Below are 17,374 nucleotides of genomic sequence, written 5' to 3' on the forward strand. Positions count from 1 at the left end.
CTTCTTTTAATGTTTGGTAATAATTTTTACTAACTCCCACATGAATCGTAAGTTTACTCAGAAAAATTTTTGCCCCGTGAAAAAACCATTTTATTTCTGATGGTTTTGGTTTTCTCCGAACTAACTTTCCCCTCCAAAAAAACTCTTTTTCACAAGTATTGTTTTATGTTATGATTGTAGAACATGTTGCAAAACGAATAATACCCATAAAAAATCCATCACTTTGGAAATCATATACAGTGACCAAAATCAAGCGGCAGTGGCACCTGAACTGCTAGTTTCTTTGCAACAATGGAATATCGAATTTGTACGGGCGGTGCCGCATATAACAGTGAAAAGGTTCGGTCAAACAGCAGAACGGCCAAGAATCATATGGATTTCCCCCATCAGCCGCCGCAATAGCGAGGAACGGAAAGATGCCTATAACCAAGTTATCCCTATTTTTTAGAAAACGAGGTTTGGCCAATGGTTGTTTGGATTTCGCCGTGGATGGAACGGGTATTAATGAGTGACTGGAACCACTGAGATGACATCGATTTCTTCGATATGTACTGTATGTGTAATGCGACATTTATGCATAAAGTTCGAATTTTTACTCTAGTTTTGCAACACCACCATTGTAATATATGAATCATTTAGTTGTAAAGGAGTATTGTTTAAAAAAAATGTATCAATTTGATAGGAATAGACACTCTGTTTACAGTTTATATTATCATTTAGTTGTCGTTACAAAATATAGAAAAAAATGCATCTCGAAACAGATGCATCACCGTTTAAACGAAATTGCCGAAGATATCTTTTCGCGTTTTAAATGCGAGTTAATCGAAATGGACGGAGAAGAAGATTACATACATTTATTGTTTAAAGCTCCTCCACAAGTTCAGCTTTCTAAATTAATCAACAATTTTAAAACTGTTTCATCTCGATATATTCGTAAAGAATTTCAGAATGAATTGTCGCAGTATTATTGGAAACCATATTTTTGGAGCAACAGTTATATGATTTTCTCAACAGGAGGCGCTTCATTAGAAGTAATTCAACAATATATAGAAGAACAAGATAAACCTTCCCCGACTAACCCCTCCTAATGCTACTCATTATTAGCATGGGAATGCGTCGAGGGTTTTGATTCAAGGGGTATCGTTCCAGGGGGATCGAGACATTATTCCGATGCAAAACAAAAAAGAATTGTCAGATTCGAAACATTTTCAATTCTTTACTAGCTGAACACTTTTTATTCATGATTGGCGTTCTTGAAGAACAGTTAAAACAAAAAACTCCCACCTCTTAATGGAATAGAGGTGGGAGAGGTTCATTTAGCTAACCGAAGTCACTGAAACTGCTTGTTTCACTGGTTTTTTCCAATATTGTTCATTTCCAGGTAAGTCATCAAACCAAGTGGCGTCTTTTGGGCAATCCAAAATCATAAATTTTCCATATTGTTCATCATCTCTTGACTGGTGATATTTCAGATATGCTTTGCCATTTTCGATTGCTAATATTTCAATTTTTCCTGAGGAATGGCTCATAACGAGGCGAACGCGTTTGCCTAATCCCGATGTTCTTGCTTTTGCTTGTTCAACTATTTGATATACTTCTTCCAGCGTTAATACAAAATCGCTATTGCCTGCTACCGGTCTATTAACAAAAAAGTAATATGGGGTTACTCCTGCCCATGAAAGTTTATCTAACAGTTGTGCTAACACTTCGGGATCATCATTTATTCCTTTTAAGATAGGAGTTTGATTCACAACGATAACTCCGGCATCATGAAGAGCTTGGAAGGCTTTACGTGCTTCTTCTGTTATTTCACGTGGATGGTTCACATGTGCCATGACATAAATGCGTTTTTCTGGTGTAGAATATTCACGAAACAAATCAAGCAGTTCCTGATCTTCATAAATTCTCATAGGGTTAAAGACAGGCAATTTTGAACCGAAACGGATGATTTTCACATGGTCAATCGCTCGCAATCTTTCTACAATCTGTCTTATTTTTTTGGTTGCCAAAATAAGAGAGTCTCCACCAGTCAATAAAACGTTATTTATTTCAGGAGTTTGTGCAATATATTCTATTCCGGGTGTTACATCTGACATAGCTTCTTGTACATCACTACGAAACAAACGCTTCCGGAAACAAAATCGACAATATGCTCCACAAACCTCTGAAACAATGAGTAATGCAGTCGTTTTATACTTGTGTTGGCATCCTGGCACCACATAGTTAGCCGCCTCATCGGAAGCATCCCAACTACCATATTCGTTTAATTCTCTTTCATTCGGTATAACCAATTTCTTTATAGGATCGTTCGGGTCATCCCAATTAATCAGATTAAGATAATACTCATTCACTCTAAATACATATTTGTTAGTGATTTCTTTTAATTTTTCCCGTTCTTCCTTCGGAATTTGTGTGATTTTTTCAATATTTGTAATATACTTTGGTTGTGCCATCATACCACCCTCCTTTTATTTAAAAATCCTTCTATATTAAGGCTAACAAAAGTATAGAAGAGATGCAAAGTTTAATCTGAAAAATATATTGTATTCTTTGTGACTTGCATTTTTATCAGTTTATCAGAAACCAATCGCATCATCTCTCATAAAAATTCATCTTTTAGTTGACTATAATTGAACATCAATTCCTACAACCAATAGATTGACTATAATAGGAGAATTGTCAAAAACTTATACAGTAATATGTGCTGGAGCTTTACACAGATAGAATGGTAGCCATGATAACCTTTTTAGGTTTTGCCAAAACTGTTGTAGCAGTTGCTTGGCAAAATGATCATGGCTACAGAGGCTGATAACTAAATTACTTGATTGTATTTTTATACAAAATTATGATTTTAATATACTACAATACTCTGTATTTTTTGGTTCTTACGTACTTTTGGCGATAGCTCAAAAAGTGTGTGTAATGGAGTAAACAACAATGAATGACGCATACCGAGAAAAAGTGCAATTCCTAGCAAAACAAGCCCACTTATCGTTGAATCCCCTTTTTTGAATTTTTCGCTGACTAACTTGACACAAGTAGACGTGATGGCAATACGCGGCGCACGCACCTTCGGACGACACTATGAAGGCTCCGACGGGGTGCTCAAGCGCGTTTGCATTGTGTCGATATTGATAACCCCAACCGCTTTTTCAAACGCTTCTTTGTCAGCCTCCAAACGGGATATCCACTCGTCGATCCCTTCTCCCGTGCGGGCAGAAACTTCAAAAATGGGGAGGTCTGGTCTTATCTCGTTCAGCGCTTCATAGAAAAGAGCTCGTTGAAACTCCACCGCTTCAGCCAAGTCCGTCTTCGTAATGACCACCATATCGGCACTGTTGACGATGGTAGGATATTTTACCGGCTTGTCTTCTCCTTCCGTCACTGAAAAGAGAATGACACGCTGATTTTCTCCTAAATCGTAACTCGCCGGGCACACGAGATTGCCAACATTTTCAATAAAAAGAAAATCGATATCTTCTAGGTCCCATCCTTCCATGGATCTTTTAATCATATCCGCCTCAAGGTGACAAACTGTACCAGTAGTAATTTGCCGCACTTTCGCTCCGCTCTGGCGTAAACGTTTGGCGTCGTTTTCTGTGGCTAAATCACCGACCAGGGCTGCCACACTATACCGTTTGCCAAGGCGAGTTAACATTTCTGTAAGCAAGGTCGTTTTTCCAGCGCCTGGGCTTGAGACCAAATTGACGACGTAGACACCGGCCTCCTGAAACTGCTTTCGTAATTCTCTAGCAAGAATATCGTTTTTCTTAAGGACATTCTGCCGAATTTCAACAACCCGGGGATTTAACATCATCTCCTTCATCTTTTCCCCTCCCTTTCAAGGCATACAATTCTATCTCTTTCCCTTCGAGCACTTGACTCGTTCTCGTCCCACACACAGGGCAGCGCATAGGAAACGGTTCAGACAAAACATGGGCTTCTTGGCAAGTAGGACAGAATACTTTTACAGGAACGTTCTCAATGATGAGTTTTGCCCCTTCCAATGGCGTCCCTTGGATGACCACATCGAAGGAGAATTCCAAGGCTTCCTTTACTATCCCGGACAAGACACCAAGTTTTAAATAAAGGGCTTGCACCCGTTTCATTCCCGTATTTTCTGCTGCTTCAATAGCTAATTCAACCAAGTTTTGAGCTATGGAAAGTTCATGCATAGCCGAGCACCTCTAATCAATGTCGCACGAAATGCCTTTCATTTTCACCAATCTCCTTTCAAAACTGCCCTTAGGCCCTCGTTCTGACGGCTTCCTGCGGCCTCTCTGCAATCTTTCAATCATCCAAGGTTGGAAAATCTACTTTTCCTGTTTTCAACGTTTGATACACCATCTCAACTGCTTGCCTTATCTCAGGAGAGATCGGTAAACCAAAGGCGACGATCGAAGGCTGGATCCCGACAAAGTAGACCTTTGGAACCAGTTCTTTCAAAGCTGAGATGAAAAACGATAAAGGTAACCGATGCGTCGACAAAATAAACTCATCAGCAATATCGCTTTCCGAAATGAGCCGTACGCTTCCGGCCTCTAAATTCATTTCGCAGGCATCTACTACCACTGTAACATCTGGCTTCATATCACGTACTTGATGAAAATAATTTTCTGGCGCTGACCCACCGTCGATTACTTCCCACCCGGGTATGCGATTTTTTTCTAAAAGGCGGGCCAAAAGCGGCCCGGCTCCATCATCTCCCATCATCTCGTTACCTACTGTAATCACTAGCCTCTTCACTCAACCTCACCACCAGATATATAGCTGGTTCTTTTTGAATCATTTGGAGAAGTTGTAACAGGTTATTGGCCCATTTTTTCTCCTCCGGGAGGAAACTGGAATTCGCTTCAGACAGTGCCGATCCTAAGGATGCAACATGATCCCTATTTATCTCTAATTCTCCCCATTTGTCTAGGCCTTCCAGCTTTCTTCTTGCTTTTCCCTGGGGCAGTTTACGAATCCAATTAAAATAGTCTTCCTTTTCAATAACCATAACAGGCGACAAACAATCCACCACCCCAATATGATGACCGATAGCTAGAGCATAATAATTCAGCTGCCTAACCTCAGGCGCGACATTATTTTCTTCGTCCACAAACTTTTTGTACAGCTTAAAAAACTTTACCTTACCCGGCATGATGGCCTACCCTCTCCATATAAATCTTGTGCAATCTCAAAAAAATTTCGGCCAGTCGCGGATCTTTCTCTTGCTTTACCAGCTCTTTAATTTTCTGATCGACCGCCAATGGGTCCCCTTCCCTCATGAACTCGATATATTGTGCGGCTATGCGCCGACCATGCAGGTAACCACTCAAGCGGCGAGCCTCCCACTCGATCTCTTTAGCAAGATCTGGAGAAATCCCATTGTATTTTGGAGTAACGCGAGCAATCTCCTTTTCTACAAACTGCTCTCCTTTCATCTTTTGTTCAAGCAAATCCAGAGCCATTGCAATGCCGTGCAACGTCGCCGCTGGAGTTGGAGGACATCCAGGAATATATACATCTACAGGAAAGATGCTTTCAGCCCCTCCCCACACACTGTAACAGTCGTGAAAGATCCCGCCGCTACAGCTACATGCGCCATAAGCTATCACGATTTTAGGATCAGGGGCCGCTTGGTACGCACGTATCGCCGGCAGCCGCATAGCCCTCGTCATAGGGCCAGTGATGAGAAGAATATCGGCGTGCCGCGGAGTGGGTACCACCTTGATCCCAAACCGTTCCGCATCAAAAATCGGTGAGATGGCGCTAAAAATTTCAATCTCGCACCCGTTGCATCCACCACAGTCCACGCGGTACACGTAAACGGAGCGTTTAATGACGTTTTTCAACTTTGCTTTCAGATCTGCCAGTTTTACTTCTTGTCCCATCTTAATGCCTCCCTCCTAACACCCTAATTGCACACCCATGGAGTTGCCGTCTGCCGGCGCCGGCATTCCGGACATACCTTCACGAGCCGATTCCATTTTTCTTTGTCATGATCAGTCAATCCTACCTGTTCCAAGTTTGCCAGTACGTATTCTAGTTCGCGATTGGGCGCAAAGTATTCCCCACAGGAGTTGCACTTACAAAGCTGGATCTCAGCCCGGCAGTACAGGTCTTCCTTTCTGCCGGCGGCCAATTCAAACTCCTCTGAGAGAGCGATGGCCCCCGTCGGGCACACCTCATCGCAACGGCCGCAGAAAATGCAACGGCCATAGTTGATGTTCCAAGACACGACCCCCCGCTTGAAATCGTGCTCCATGGTAATGGCATTAGACGGACAGGCGGTAGCGCAGGCACCGCATGCGATACACTGGCTAAAGTCGTAAACCGGTTTCCCACGAAAGCCAGGCGCAACTTCTAACGGTTTAAAGGGATACTTCACAGTAGCTTCCCCGACCTGTAATGCTTTTTTAAGCAATTTTAGCATCTTGGGAATCCCCCTTCCTTTTGCTCGCTTATAGCCGGGTTAGAGTTTTAGCGGAGAGTACTTTCTTTCTTGACAGTACCGCTCCAGCTCCTTATATTCGATCGTTTTCGCTTTTCTTTTACGCACATCGACCACAGTAACTCGATCACAACAGGAATAGCAAGGGTCGATGCTAGCTATGATGAGCGGGGCATCAGAAACCGTGTTGCCCTGAAACATATATCTAAGGGACGGCCAGTTATTATAGGTTGAGGCTCGCGCCCTCAACCGATACACCTTCTGGCCACTTCCTGTCATTACCCAGTGAACGTTTTCCCCCCTAGGTGCCTCCGTATATCCAACGGCAAAGGTGTAAGGTTTATAGGAAAACCCCTCTACAAGGACAGGTCCCGGAGGCATTTCGGTCAGGCATTTTTCAATGATGTTCAAGGATTGGAACAGCTCTGCTGCACGTACCAGTTGTCTGGAAAGAACGTCGCATCCATCCTTGAAAATGACGTCCGAGGTGACCTGACCGTAGGCCGCATACGGATGGGTTATCCGCGTATCTCTTGCAAATCCTGATCCCCGCAAATTAGGACCTACCGGGCTATAGTCTCGCGCTACTTTTGGGTCTAGACGGCCTACCCCTTTCGTTCGAGAGATAAAGTTAGTGGTATTTACCATGATATCGAGGAGTTCTTCTAGATCCGTCCGCATCTCGGAAACTAAACGCAAAACTTGCTCTCTCTCCTCTTTTAAAATATCCCGGCGCACGCCGCCAATAAGGTTCATGCCGTAAGTTTTACGGCCTCCGGTCAAAATTTCGGCCATTTTCATCGACTTCTCCCTGACCCGGAAGAAATGCATAAAACCCGAATCGAACCCCACCAGATGGGCCGCCACCCCGAGATTCAGAAGGTGGCTGTGCAATCTTTCCACCTCTAATAGGATCGTACGAATATATTGAGCACGCGGCGGTACCTCAATTCCATTGGCCGTTTCCAACGCCGTAGCATATGCCACGCTATGGGTGTAACCGCAGATGCCGCAGATCCGCTCGACTAGGAAATTAACTTGGTCGTAATCCATGCGGTTCTCCGCCAGTTTCTCTATCCCCCGGTGCACGTAGAAAAGGCGATAGTCAGCGTCCACGATATATTCGCCGTCGACATAGAGCCGGAAGTGCCCGGGTTCGTCGTTGGCAATATGCAGTGGGCCTATAGGTACCTCGACAATCCCCTCCCCTTCTACTTCGATAAACTTGTAGTTTTCTTCCTCCGCTGCCGGGTCCGGACGGAAAACCTTGGCATCTTTCCGCAGAGGATAATGGTGATCCGGCCAATCATCGGGCAATACTAGTCTCCGCGTATCGGGAAGACCTACCGGCTCAAGACCAAACATATCCCGCACTTCCCGCTCGTACCATACGGCCGCCGGCACCCGCGGGGTTACCGAAGGAAACTCCGGTTTATGGGAAGGAATCAAAGCCTTCACGGTCAACCAGAAGTTTTTATGAGGATCCTGCTCTTTTTCGACGGAAAGAACATAGTATACCGCAAAGTGTCCGTTCAAGCCGCGCTCATCATTCCCAATAACACTCGAGAGCCACCCGCCCTGCCGGTAATATACCTCTTCCACCACTTCTGGGAGGGAGTTCAGTTTAACGGTCAAGGTTACCTGATCCGATGTTTGCCAGCTCTCTTCGAGAATCGCGGTTCCAAACTTAGACCGCAAAGCCTCCACGTATTTTTTTCTATCTTGGTCGCATTTCATTTTATTTTCCATGCCATGTTAACCTCCTTTTCCCCTAGCTTAATAGGAGAAAAACAATGTACTGGGAAATCAGCGTCATGATGATGAGAACGCCAAGAACAAATTTGATCGACAAAGGCGGTGCCGCCGCGCTTGCAACTGCATCCGATTGCGTACCCAATACGTTTACGCCCATCCATTTTAGGATCCAAATGAAACTTCCAACAGACTCAATCATCGTAACGATCATTAGGACAAGGACGAGTGGATGGTGAATACCAACCTCAAAACCGGCAAGGATGATCATGAATTTGCTGAAAAAACCATTAAAAGGAGGAACGCCAGTAATGGCCATCGCCGCCGCAATATATCCCAAACCGATCACAGGGATTTTTTTAAAAATTCCTTTGAGCATCGAAAGCCTGCGGGTGCCGGTTGTATATGCCAGCGCACCTGCAACTAGGAAGAACAAGCCTTTAGCAAAGGCATGGTTAAAGATGTGGGCCACCGCTCCATCAAAAGCCGTCTTTGAGCCGTAGATGGAAAGGGAGACCGCCAAAAAAATGTATGAGAGTTGAGCAATCGTCGAGTAGGCGAGCAGTTTCTTCATATCATCCTGCGGGAAATACATAACAAAACCGTAAACCATCGTGATAACCGCCATGATCACCCCAATCTCGCCGATTACTTGGGGAACCGAACCTGCTTCCAAGACGGTCCGTGCAAAGATGTAAACCCCAACCTTAACCATTGAAGCAGCATGTAAATAGGCACTTACCGGTGTCGGTGCCACCATCGCCCGCGGAAGCCAAGGATGTAAAGGAAGCTGAGCAGACTTGCCCCAGCTGGCGATCAAGATTCCAATAAAAGCAATCATTTTTCCTGTTTCTGTTAATTCACTAAGGGCGGTGACAGAGAAGCTACCGGTGCTAATAAAGACATAGGCAGCTGCTACATAGAGTCCAAGTGACGCGAAGTGCGTGAGAATAATCGCCCAGAGCGCGGATCTTCGTGATTTTTGATCTCCGTAAAATCCGATCAAATTCCACGAACAGAGACCAGTCATTTCAAAGAAAAACAACAGTCCGAGCAATGTAGAAGAGAAGACTAGACCCGACATAGAGCCGATAAAAAGCAACATGAAAGCATAAAACCTAGGAATCCCTTCTTTAATCGGATGTTCTCGGTTACCGGTATTCATGTACCCTGCCGAGTAGGTACAAATCAGCCAACCGATGAAAACTACCATGAAGTTGACCAAAACGCTAAGGGTATCAATCGTGACACCAAACAAGTTAATACCGCTAATGGTTAGCAGATCCTGGGTGAAACTATCACGGTTTGCTGCAAAAGCGAGCAGTAAAAGCAAACCGCAGATAAAAGCGAGGAAGGAGAAAAACTGACTCACCTTTTTCACGTGTTGTTCTGGTATAAAAAGGACAAGGGCGCTTCCTAATACTGGCAGCAGGATGCTTCCCAGCGCATACCAAACCATCGAAATCGCACCTCCTGACTAAATCTCTCATTCATGAATCAGCAAATTTCCACTTTCTTTACTTATCACCCAGGACAACGCTGACTGCATCCTGCAGTAATTGATTTAGCGGATCCGGTAAATATAACCCCAACCCTGCCATAAAGACGAACAGGATTCCAAAAGGCAACAACGTAAGCCAGTTGGCATCACCCCGGGGCAGATCCTCTGAAGGAGGACCAAAAACCGTTTCACTGATCAAGAGCACCAATGCGACGAAAGCAATCACCAGAAATAGCAAAAAGAGGATCATTGTCCAAAAATGCCCGCTTCGCAGGCCAGCCGTCAAGGTCGTAAACTCGCTTACGAAAATATTGAAAGGCGGTGAACCGGCCGCAGCAATAATCCCTGCCATGAACATTAATGCCGTAAAAGGCATTACTTTTAGCATTCCTCGGATCTTGTTCGCATCCCGGGTACCATACTTCATCGTAATATTTCCTGTCGTACAGAATAAAAGTGATTTGGTAATGCTATGGTTGATGGTGTGAAGGAGCGAAGCAAATATTCCAAGCGCCCCTCCAACACCTAATCCTGTAGCAATAATGCCAACATGCTCAACACTGCTGTAAGCCAGCTTTCTCTTGATATCGTTCTGCATCAGAATGAAGAAAGCAGCGACACCTACAGTGAGAAGACCAAAGATGAGTAGCATGGTCTTCGGAAACTCCTTGCCAACGACCTGCAAAGTAATGGCATAGTATCTTACAATTGCAAACAATGCGCACTTGAGCAATACACCTGACAAAAGAGCACTGGCCGGACTCGGAGCTTCACTGTGAGCATCAGGCAGCCAAGTGTGCATAGGAAACAGACCAGCCTTGGTACCGAAGCCAATCAAAATGAATACAAAGGCCAACTTCATCAACTGCGGATCAAGGTGTTGACCCATTCGCACCAACTCGGTCCATAGCATCGCTCGGTGAGCGTCTTGCACCGAGGAAAAAGCGTTAGAGTAAGTCAGGATCGTTCCATACAGAGCAAAAGCAAGACCAACGCTACAGATCAGGATGTACTTCCAAGCACCTTCCGCAGAAGTCTTGTGCTTGTAAAACCCGACCAGGAAGGCCGAGCCCAAGGTGGTTGCCTCCACCGCCACCCACATAATGGCAATATTGTTGGAAATAGCAGAGACCACCATCGTGAACAAAAATATATGATAGAAACCATAATAAGAAGTAACACCCTTCTCATTTACTTCTCCATGCGTTAGCTCATGTCTCATATATCCGATAGAATAGAAGCCGTTTAGAAAGCCGACTACCCCGATCAGAAGAATGAGAATCGCCGTCAGTTCATCAGCGAAAAGCATATCGTCCAGAGCAAACAGGCTTTGTCCGTTTAGTACGGATTTGACCAGCAACAAGGAGAGAAGAGCCAAGATACTAATCCCGACAAAGTGAACGGTCTCCACCATACGCCGGGATCTAATCGCAAAAGCCAATAGAGCTGTTCCCAGCGGTACCGCAGGCAAGTAGATTAGAATGTTCTCCCCCATTTCAATCATCACCTAACCCTTAAGTAGTGTGTGCTTGCCCGTGTCCAAGGTGCCGAAGCCCTTAGATAGGCGCTTGGCAATGACAAGCATGATCAGAACCGCAAATACCGCATCAGTCAAAATTCCAATTTCTACCGTCTCAGGAGCATTGTAAGCCATTAAGGCCAGCGTCAAATGCGATCCGTTTTCCATCAAGCAATAGCCCAAGATCTGCTTGAGCGCATTCCTTCTAGCCAGCATACAGAGCAACCCGAGAAGAAAATGAGCGATAGAAACCGCCAGGGCAATCTTGATCTTCAGTACCGCATACATTTGGAAAGAATGGACTACTACGAAAGATAAAGCTACCAAGAGCACAGCAAGAAAAACCGACGTGGTTGTCTTAAGCGACTTTCCTTCTTCTTGCTCCCCTACCTTTTTAAGGGTTCTGATGATTAAATAGGGCACCAAGAAGGTTTTAGTGATGAATGCAGTAATGGACCATATGTACAGTGGTTCTGCATGCATAAATACCGCCAAGGACAGAAAGATCGACACCAGAACAAGGGACTGGATGCTGTACATGTACGCCGCCAACCGGAGCCTCTTCGTTTCTACTACCATCATCGAGGTCAGGATAAGCAGTACAGCCAGGGCATTGACTACACTTGTGCCGGACATGATCGTATCCCCTTCCGATCAAATATTGACCATGTAGAAAACGTACGACAACATGGCTATTCCGAAAACCACCCAGGTTACTGCGGGTGTTTTGAAAAGAACAAATCTGGCCATGCTGTTTTCCAGCAGTGCCGCAATCACATAAATAACGACAACCTTTAAAAGAAAGAGAATCGTAGATACTAGAATTGAAGAAGGAGTAACCACCGCCGCGCTCTCAAATGGAAAGAAAATGGCCAGATACAAAGCGTTAACCACCATTTGCTTCAACCCTAGGCTCCACTTCAAAATGGCTAGCGAGCGACCTGAATATTCCGTAAGGGGTCCCTCCTGAATTTCCGTTTCCGCTTCCGCCAAGTCAAATGGGATCTTGCCGGATTCAATAAAAGTGGCGACAGCAAAAGCTACCATTCCCAACAAGATCGCCGGGCTTAAATAGGATATCTCACCGGTCGCCATCTTCTGGCTGATTATTCCAAGATCAGTCGATCCGGAAAGAAGGGCAACCACGAACAGCACCAAGATGATCGTCGGTTCCACGAGAACGCCCAGGGCCATTTCCCGGCTGGCACCGATTCCGGCGAAACCGCTACCAGAATCCAACCCCGCAATAGAAAAGAAGAAGCGAAACACAGTAAACAGGTAAACAACAACAATGAGATCACCAACCATCCCCAAAGGGGCTTGCAGGGTTAATACTGGAATCATCATGGCAATAAGCAGCATGCTTGCCATGATTACATAAGGGGTAATGCGGAATACCCAGCTAGCCTGGGCAGGTACAACCTCTTGTCTTTTTATGAGCTTAAAGATATCCCGGTAGTCTTGTAAAATACTAGGGCCTTTCCTAGAATGGACTTTTGCCCTTAAAACACGGGAGAGCCCCGTAAAAAAAGGTGCTACGAGCAGAAGAAATACAGCCTGCACCAAACCGATGAGGAGCAACTTCATTTCGGGCATCTTTTTCTCCTCCTATCTGACCGTCGTGATCAGTAAGACGACAAGTGTAATGATGATATACATGCAATACACCCGGACATTTCCAACCTGGATAACTTGCACCCGTTTGCCTAACTGAACCATTCCTCGTGCCAAGAAACCATAGATATGATTCTCCCAAACCAATTCCATACGGTCGATGTAGTCCACTGCCTGCTTAGAATACGATGCAATCTTATTGCCCAATCCTACGAAGGTGTTTCTCAACAAATAGATTGGCTGGAAAAGAACTCGTAATGGTTGAGCAAAAGCGTTTGCTGTAGACGCCATCCGAGAAGAATATGAATAACCGCATGCCCACGGCCCAGAATCAATGCGTCTTCCAGCCTTCATTCCTCCTTGAATCCAGACAATGAACAAGGAGAACATCACAAGCCCCATAAGGAGAAGGATCATGAGCGGCGTGGAAAGCACGGCCTGCGAGTTACTTCCTGGAAATACCATCATGTCGGCACTTACCCAAACCGGAGTGGTGTCCAGCAACGCCGATGCCACAGTTCCAATATATGGAGCAATAATCGGCGCTCCGAGTCCGAGAGCAATACAGCCAGCTGCAAGAATTGCCATCCCAGTAAGCATCGGAACCGGCACTTCCTTGGCTTCCCGCGCGCGATCACTGCGAGAAGGGCCAACAAAAGTAACTCCATAAGCTTTTACAAAGCACATCGCCGCTAGAGCGCCTGTCAGAGCCAGCATAACCGCAAAAAGTGGCGACAGCGCTTTGACTGTCAGGATGTCGCTTTTGCTCGCCATGAACAGCGATTGATAGAGAAACCATTCACTAACAAAGCCGTTAAGTGGGGGAATGGCTGAGATGGCTAAAGCGCCAGTCAGAAAAGCAAGTCCGGTCCATGGCATTTGTTTGGCCAACCCGCCCATTTCCTCCATGTTTTTTGTACGGATTCGATAGATTACAGAACCTGTCCCAAGAAAAAGAAGACCTTTGAAGACAGCATGGTTTAACAAATGATAGAGTCCCGCTAAAATGCCGAGCACTCCTAGAACAGGGTGGCCACTGGCTACGCCAATCATGCCAACACCGATACCCATTAGGATGATGCCTACGTTTTCAGTACTGGAATAAGCCAATTGCCGATTGAGATCGTTTTCGCTTGAAGCGTAAAGAATGCCCAGAACCGCCGAGATTGCACCGAAGGCCAAGACGGTAAGTCCCCACCACCAAACGGAGGCACCGAGGAAATCCACTCCCACCCGGATTAAGCCGTAGATCGCGACCTTAGTCGACATGAGGGCCGAAACGGTGGATGGAGCAGAAGAATAGGTCCGCGGTAACCAAATATGGAATGGAACGATACCGGCCTTGGTTCCGAACCCTAAGAAGCTAAGCAAAAAGACCAGGTTCTTCGTAGCTTGTGAAAACTCAGCGTTGCGAAAATCGGCAAAATCGAAGCTGCCTGATTGAAGAAATAGTACAACAAACGCAATGATAATCGCTGCTGCTGCAGCATGAGCTATCGCAAAGTAAATGAAACCAGAATTAATCGCTTCCTCATCTTGTTTAAAAACAACGAGGAAATAGGAAGCCAAGGTCATGAGCTCCCAAAAAACTAAAAAATAGAATGCGTTGGCACAAGCAACTACAAGGATTAGCGACAAAATAAAGGTACTATTCAAAAAACTAAATATTCCAGCGTGTTTCCCCGCATACTGGGCATCATAAGAGAGTGAGTAGACGGTTGTGGCGGCGACCATCAGTGAAATCACCAACAGCATAAAGGCAGAAAGAGAATCCACCTCGATCGTAAATCGCGCAAAGGGAATTACCCCAGGAATTTCTGCCGCAAAAGGCGTTCCTCGAACCAAAACGATGATGGCTGAACCCATCCCTGCAATTGCGGCCACAAAGGTACTTATCGCTGAAACATAGTTGGCAACTTTGCCAATTCGATTCATCGCCAAGGAGACCAATGCCCCGACGACATATAAGAAAACAGACAGCATAAATAGCTGCTGAACATTCATTTATTCCTACCTCCCGCCCTCAAAATAGGCACCACATTAACAACAGCAGCACTCCTTTTGAGCTTGGGCTTGAAGGGGGAGAGGAAGAACTTCCCCACCCCGCTCTTGCCCGAAACTGCTATTTTAATAATGAAGCAACGGCCTCTTTGCGTCGTTCTGCCTCGAACTCCTCCACGGTCATGTAAACCAGAGCCCCGGTTGGGCAGGATCGAACGCAGGCAGGTATGCCCTCCTCATCCAAACATGCTCGATCGCACTTCACGACTTTACCCTCATTGCGACCGATCGCACCGAACGGACAAGCCAAGGCACACATCCAACAACCAATACACTGTTGCAAATTACAAATATTGATATTTTCATCCAATTTGTACATTGCACCTGTTGGGCAGACTGCCACGCATGGAGCGTCTTCACACTGCCTGCAGACCGTCGGAACCTTCTTCTGAGCTATATCCTCTACCCAGAGATACTTTTGTGGTCTCTCACCTCTCAAAATAGCCCCAACTAGATCTCCGTCAGAGGTGTGGCTCACGGCGCAAGCCAACTCACAGGAATGGCAACCAACACACCGATCATAACGAATGAAAATCTCTTTCCGCTTCATCACCGTCCACCCCCGGGAACGTTAAGCCCGAGACCAGCCCTGCGTTCATCGATGGCTGCAAGAAGTTTTTCAGCCGCGGAATCAGGATCGGATTCTACGATGAAGTATCCACCGGTGTAGTCCTGAATCTTATCGGTCAGCAATCGGGTGACGAAAGGACTGCCTGTGACCGGTATATTGATTCCTACATGAGTCGGCAAGCCTAGTGCTACGGCATAATGGCCGATGGTAACGGCTTTTTCCGCCATTGCTTCGGCAGCAGAGGCGACCAACGGGAGTTGGTCAATATCCACACCTAACCGATTCGCAATCTCAACAGCTAGGGCCACTCCCCGCGAGCAATCCACACAGGAACCCACGTGCAAGACAGGTGGCAACGGTCCACCCAATCCATTAGCCTCGCCGATCGCTGTCAATACTGCTTTCAAGCCTTCACCACAGAACTTATCTACGTTTGCCGGATCCATGAACCCGTGGCGCATGAGAGCTCCTGCTCCACAACCAGTAGCCAGTAGCAACACGTTCTCTTTTAGAAGTCGACGAGCCATAGCAATAAAGTTCTGATCTTGCGGGATCTTGACGTTGTTACACCCGACGAAAAGACAGACTCCGCGAATATTTCCGGCGGCGATATGGTCGATCAGCGCTTTCAAAGGATCTTTGGAATTCAGCTTGGCTAGAGCGTTTATGATTGCTTCTACGGAGAAACCAGCCACTACTTTGGACTTATGTTTCGGAATATCTACAAGTTTTCCTTTGCGATGGGTGAAATTTTCGATGGCGATACGGATGATCTCCTTAGCGTTCTCTACGGCCGTCTCTTCCGTGAAGTTTACGTGGATGGCACCAGGAATTCTGGTGACATCAGTGGTAGTGATGAGCTTGGTTCCCATGCATTCTGCCACCGTAGCCAACGCGGGCACGATGCACTGGTAATCCACTACCACCGCATCGACCGCACCGGTAATCAAGGCCATCTCTTGGCTCACCGAATAGGTGCAGGCTGGAATGCCGTGACGCATCATCACTTCGTTACCGGTACAGCAAATGCCTACTACGTTCACACCAGTCGCACCGGCTGCCTTGGCCTCATCTTCCATCTCCCGAGCCACTTGAACGATCACGTCGGAAAGGACCGGGTTATGGCCGTGCACTGCCAAGTTAACGGCATCGGCTTTTAACACCCCTAGATTGGCCTCCGTTGCCACAGGTTGAGGAGTACCGAAAAGAATGTCGGAAATGTCGGTACCTATGTAAGAGCCAGCCATATCCGCCATAGCGCAACGCAACCCAGCCCAAATGAGGTTCGTCGGGTCGGCGTCCGCACCGTAGTGAGTTCTGTGCATGATGTCAGCAATTTCGTAGTCAATCCCTTTAGGCATTAATCCCTGTTCCGAAAGGACCGTCGTACGCTTTTCAGTCAACGTGTTGGCCGCCCATGCGACCGCTTCTTTCTCATTAAAATCTGCTAACGCAGCCTTCGCCACATCCAAGGCGATCTCGTCATCACTTCTGTTCTTGGTAGGAATGCCTTGGCGCTCAGCAACTTTAAGCAGTTTGTCTCTATCTTTGATGGTATAGTCCGGCGCTAATCCCTTGGCCGCCTTCTTCAAAGTATGCGCCAAGTGTCTAGCGTGACCAGAGTGCCCCGCCGCTCCGGATGCGATGGCGCGATCGATGCCACGGGCGACGATTACGTCGGCGGTCGCACCGCAGATCCCTACCTTAGGTTCACCACCAAAGGGATCGATACGGCATGGACCTTGCAGGCAGTGCCGACAGCACAGACCCGTTTCTCCAAAACCACATTGCGGGAGCATGGCTTGATAGCGGTCCCAAATTGTCTCTATTCCCTTTTGTTTTGCTTTCTCAATCATCTCGCAAACCGCAGGGTCAAGAGAAAATTTGCACGTTTTTCCCATAAGTATCATCCTCCTTATT

Annotated in this window: 16 protein-coding genes and 1 pseudogene; 2 read left to right on the top strand and 15 right to left on the bottom strand. The window is 46.2% G+C overall.

The annotated features are described in order from the left end of the window. Positions 1-238 precede the first annotated feature (238 nt). Both AC1WMD_RS06280 and tnpA read left to right on the top strand, forming a co-directional pair. Positions 239-445: pseudogene (locus tag AC1WMD_RS06280) on the top strand (ISNCY family transposase); the annotation flags it as partial. Between the two features lie 220 nt (positions 446-665). Next, entirely contained in the window at positions 666-1,088 is a 423-nt protein-coding gene (tnpA, locus tag AC1WMD_RS06285) for an IS200/IS605 family transposase (protein ID WP_043904821.1), read from the top strand. Between the two features lie 228 nt (positions 1,089-1,316). Here the strand turns inward: tnpA and AC1WMD_RS06290 are convergent, their stop codons facing one another. From AC1WMD_RS06290 to cooS, 15 genes are all read right to left on the bottom strand, one after another. Then, complete coding sequence (locus AC1WMD_RS06290; protein WP_494256679.1) at positions 1,317-2,453, bottom strand: KamA family radical SAM protein; 1,137 nt, start codon at positions 2,451-2,453, stop codon at positions 1,317-1,319. A gap of 629 nt (positions 2,454-3,082) precedes the next feature. Continuing rightward, a complete protein-coding gene (hypB, locus tag AC1WMD_RS06295; protein ID WP_494256347.1) occupies positions 3,083-3,826 on the bottom strand; it encodes a hydrogenase nickel incorporation protein HypB in 744 nt (247 codons plus the stop codon). Continuing rightward, on the bottom strand, positions 3,792-4,175 hold the full coding sequence (hypA, locus tag AC1WMD_RS06300; RefSeq protein WP_494256349.1) for a hydrogenase maturation nickel metallochaperone HypA: 384 nt from the start codon (positions 4,173-4,175) through the stop codon (positions 3,792-3,794). The genes hypB and hypA overlap by 35 nt, the downstream gene beginning before the upstream one ends. A gap of 115 nt (positions 4,176-4,290) precedes the next feature. Continuing rightward, complete coding sequence (gene hycI / locus AC1WMD_RS06305; RefSeq protein ID WP_494256351.1) at positions 4,291-4,746, bottom strand: hydrogenase maturation peptidase HycI; 456 nt, start codon at positions 4,744-4,746, stop codon at positions 4,291-4,293. Further along, the gene (locus AC1WMD_RS06310) at positions 4,718-5,143 is read right to left on the bottom strand and encodes a formate hydrogenlyase maturation HycH family protein (RefSeq protein WP_494256353.1); all 426 of its coding nucleotides are present in this window, start codon (positions 5,141-5,143) and stop codon (positions 4,718-4,720) included. The genes hycI and AC1WMD_RS06310 overlap by 29 nt, the downstream gene beginning before the upstream one ends. Beyond that, positions 5,133-5,876, bottom strand: a complete 744-nt coding sequence (locus AC1WMD_RS06315) for an NADH-quinone oxidoreductase subunit B family protein (protein WP_494256355.1) — start codon at positions 5,874-5,876, stop codon at positions 5,133-5,135. The genes AC1WMD_RS06310 and AC1WMD_RS06315 overlap by 11 nt, the downstream gene beginning before the upstream one ends. 23 nt (positions 5,877-5,899) lie before the next feature. Continuing rightward, positions 5,900-6,418 carry a formate hydrogenlyase complex iron-sulfur subunit gene (locus tag AC1WMD_RS06320; protein ID WP_494256356.1) on the bottom strand — a complete coding sequence of 173 codons (519 nt, stop codon included), beginning with the start codon at positions 6,416-6,418 and terminating at the stop codon, positions 5,900-5,902. A 39-nt stretch (positions 6,419-6,457) separates the two neighbouring features. Next, the gene (locus AC1WMD_RS06325; protein WP_494256358.1) at positions 6,458-8,185 is read right to left on the bottom strand and encodes a hydrogenase large subunit; all 1,728 of its coding nucleotides are present in this window, start codon (positions 8,183-8,185) and stop codon (positions 6,458-6,460) included. 22 nt (positions 8,186-8,207) lie between these two features. Then, positions 8,208-9,647: a hydrogenase 4 subunit D gene (locus AC1WMD_RS06330; protein ID WP_494256360.1), complete on the bottom strand. Its 1,440-nt coding sequence runs from the start codon at positions 9,645-9,647 to the stop codon at positions 8,208-8,210. Between the two features lie 58 nt (positions 9,648-9,705). After that, positions 9,706-11,184 (bottom strand): hydrogenase 4 subunit F, encoded by a 1,479-nt coding sequence (locus AC1WMD_RS06335; RefSeq protein ID WP_494256361.1) that lies wholly within the window; start codon positions 11,182-11,184, stop codon positions 9,706-9,708. Between the two features lie 12 nt (positions 11,185-11,196). Then, positions 11,197-11,844 (bottom strand): hydrogenase 4 membrane subunit, encoded by a 648-nt coding sequence (gene hyfE / locus AC1WMD_RS06340; protein WP_494256362.1) that lies wholly within the window; start codon positions 11,842-11,844, stop codon positions 11,197-11,199. Positions 11,845-11,862: 18 nt separating this feature from the next. After that, positions 11,863-12,804, bottom strand: coding sequence for a respiratory chain complex I subunit 1 family protein (locus AC1WMD_RS06345; protein WP_494256363.1), 942 nt, complete (start codon positions 12,802-12,804; stop codon positions 11,863-11,865). Positions 12,805-12,816: 12 nt separating this feature from the next. Next, positions 12,817-14,826: a hydrogenase 4 subunit B gene (gene hyfB / locus AC1WMD_RS06350; protein WP_494256365.1), complete on the bottom strand. Its 2,010-nt coding sequence runs from the start codon at positions 14,824-14,826 to the stop codon at positions 12,817-12,819. A gap of 118 nt (positions 14,827-14,944) precedes the next feature. Continuing rightward, complete coding sequence (locus AC1WMD_RS06355) at positions 14,945-15,433, bottom strand: 4Fe-4S dicluster domain-containing protein (RefSeq protein WP_494256366.1); 489 nt, start codon at positions 15,431-15,433, stop codon at positions 14,945-14,947. Next, a complete protein-coding gene (gene cooS / locus AC1WMD_RS06360; RefSeq protein WP_494256367.1) occupies positions 15,433-17,355 on the bottom strand; it encodes an anaerobic carbon-monoxide dehydrogenase catalytic subunit in 1,923 nt (640 codons plus the stop codon). Before cooS ends, AC1WMD_RS06355 begins: the two co-directional genes overlap by 1 nt. Between the last annotated feature and the right edge of the window lie 19 nt (positions 17,356-17,374).

The organism is Parageobacillus sp. NEAU-HV-2, from assembly GCF_059115485.1.

Bases quoted from the DNA above. Each gene is read 5' to 3' on its own strand.
- AC1WMD_RS06310 (WP_494256353.1), bottom strand. From the start codon at position 5,143: ATGCCGGGTAAGGTAAAGTTTTTTAAGCTGTACAAAAAGTTTGTGGAC.
- AC1WMD_RS06335 (WP_494256361.1), bottom strand. From the start codon at position 11,184: ATGGGGGAGAACATTCTAATCTACTTGCCTGCGGTACCGCTGGGAACA.
- AC1WMD_RS06355 (WP_494256366.1), bottom strand. From the start codon at position 15,433: ATGAAGCGGAAAGAGATTTTCATTCGTTATGATCGGTGTGTTGGTTGC.
- AC1WMD_RS06320 (WP_494256356.1), bottom strand. From the start codon at position 6,418: ATGCTAAAATTGCTTAAAAAAGCATTACAGGTCGGGGAAGCTACTGTG.
- hyfB (WP_494256365.1), bottom strand. From the start codon at position 14,826: ATGAATGTTCAGCAGCTATTTATGCTGTCTGTTTTCTTATATGTCGTC.
- cooS (WP_494256367.1), bottom strand. From the start codon at position 17,355: ATGGGAAAAACGTGCAAATTTTCTCTTGACCCTGCGGTTTGCGAGATG.
- hypB (WP_494256347.1), bottom strand. From the start codon at position 3,826: ATGAAGGAGATGATGTTAAATCCCCGGGTTGTTGAAATTCGGCAGAAT.
- tnpA (WP_043904821.1), top strand. From the start codon at position 666: ATGTATCAATTTGATAGGAATAGACACTCTGTTTACAGTTTATATTAT.
- AC1WMD_RS06315 (WP_494256355.1), bottom strand. From the start codon at position 5,876: ATGGGACAAGAAGTAAAACTGGCAGATCTGAAAGCAAAGTTGAAAAAC.
- AC1WMD_RS06290 (WP_494256679.1), bottom strand. From the start codon at position 2,453: ATGGCACAACCAAAGTATATTACAAATATTGAAAAAATCACACAAATT.
- AC1WMD_RS06330 (WP_494256360.1), bottom strand. From the start codon at position 9,647: ATGGTTTGGTATGCGCTGGGAAGCATCCTGCTGCCAGTATTAGGAAGC.
- hyfE (WP_494256362.1), bottom strand. From the start codon at position 11,844: ATGTCCGGCACAAGTGTAGTCAATGCCCTGGCTGTACTGCTTATCCTG.
- AC1WMD_RS06345 (WP_494256363.1), bottom strand. From the start codon at position 12,804: ATGCCCGAAATGAAGTTGCTCCTCATCGGTTTGGTGCAGGCTGTATTT.
- hypA (WP_494256349.1), bottom strand. From the start codon at position 4,175: ATGCATGAACTTTCCATAGCTCAAAACTTGGTTGAATTAGCTATTGAA.
- AC1WMD_RS06325 (WP_494256358.1), bottom strand. From the start codon at position 8,185: ATGGAAAATAAAATGAAATGCGACCAAGATAGAAAAAAATACGTGGAG.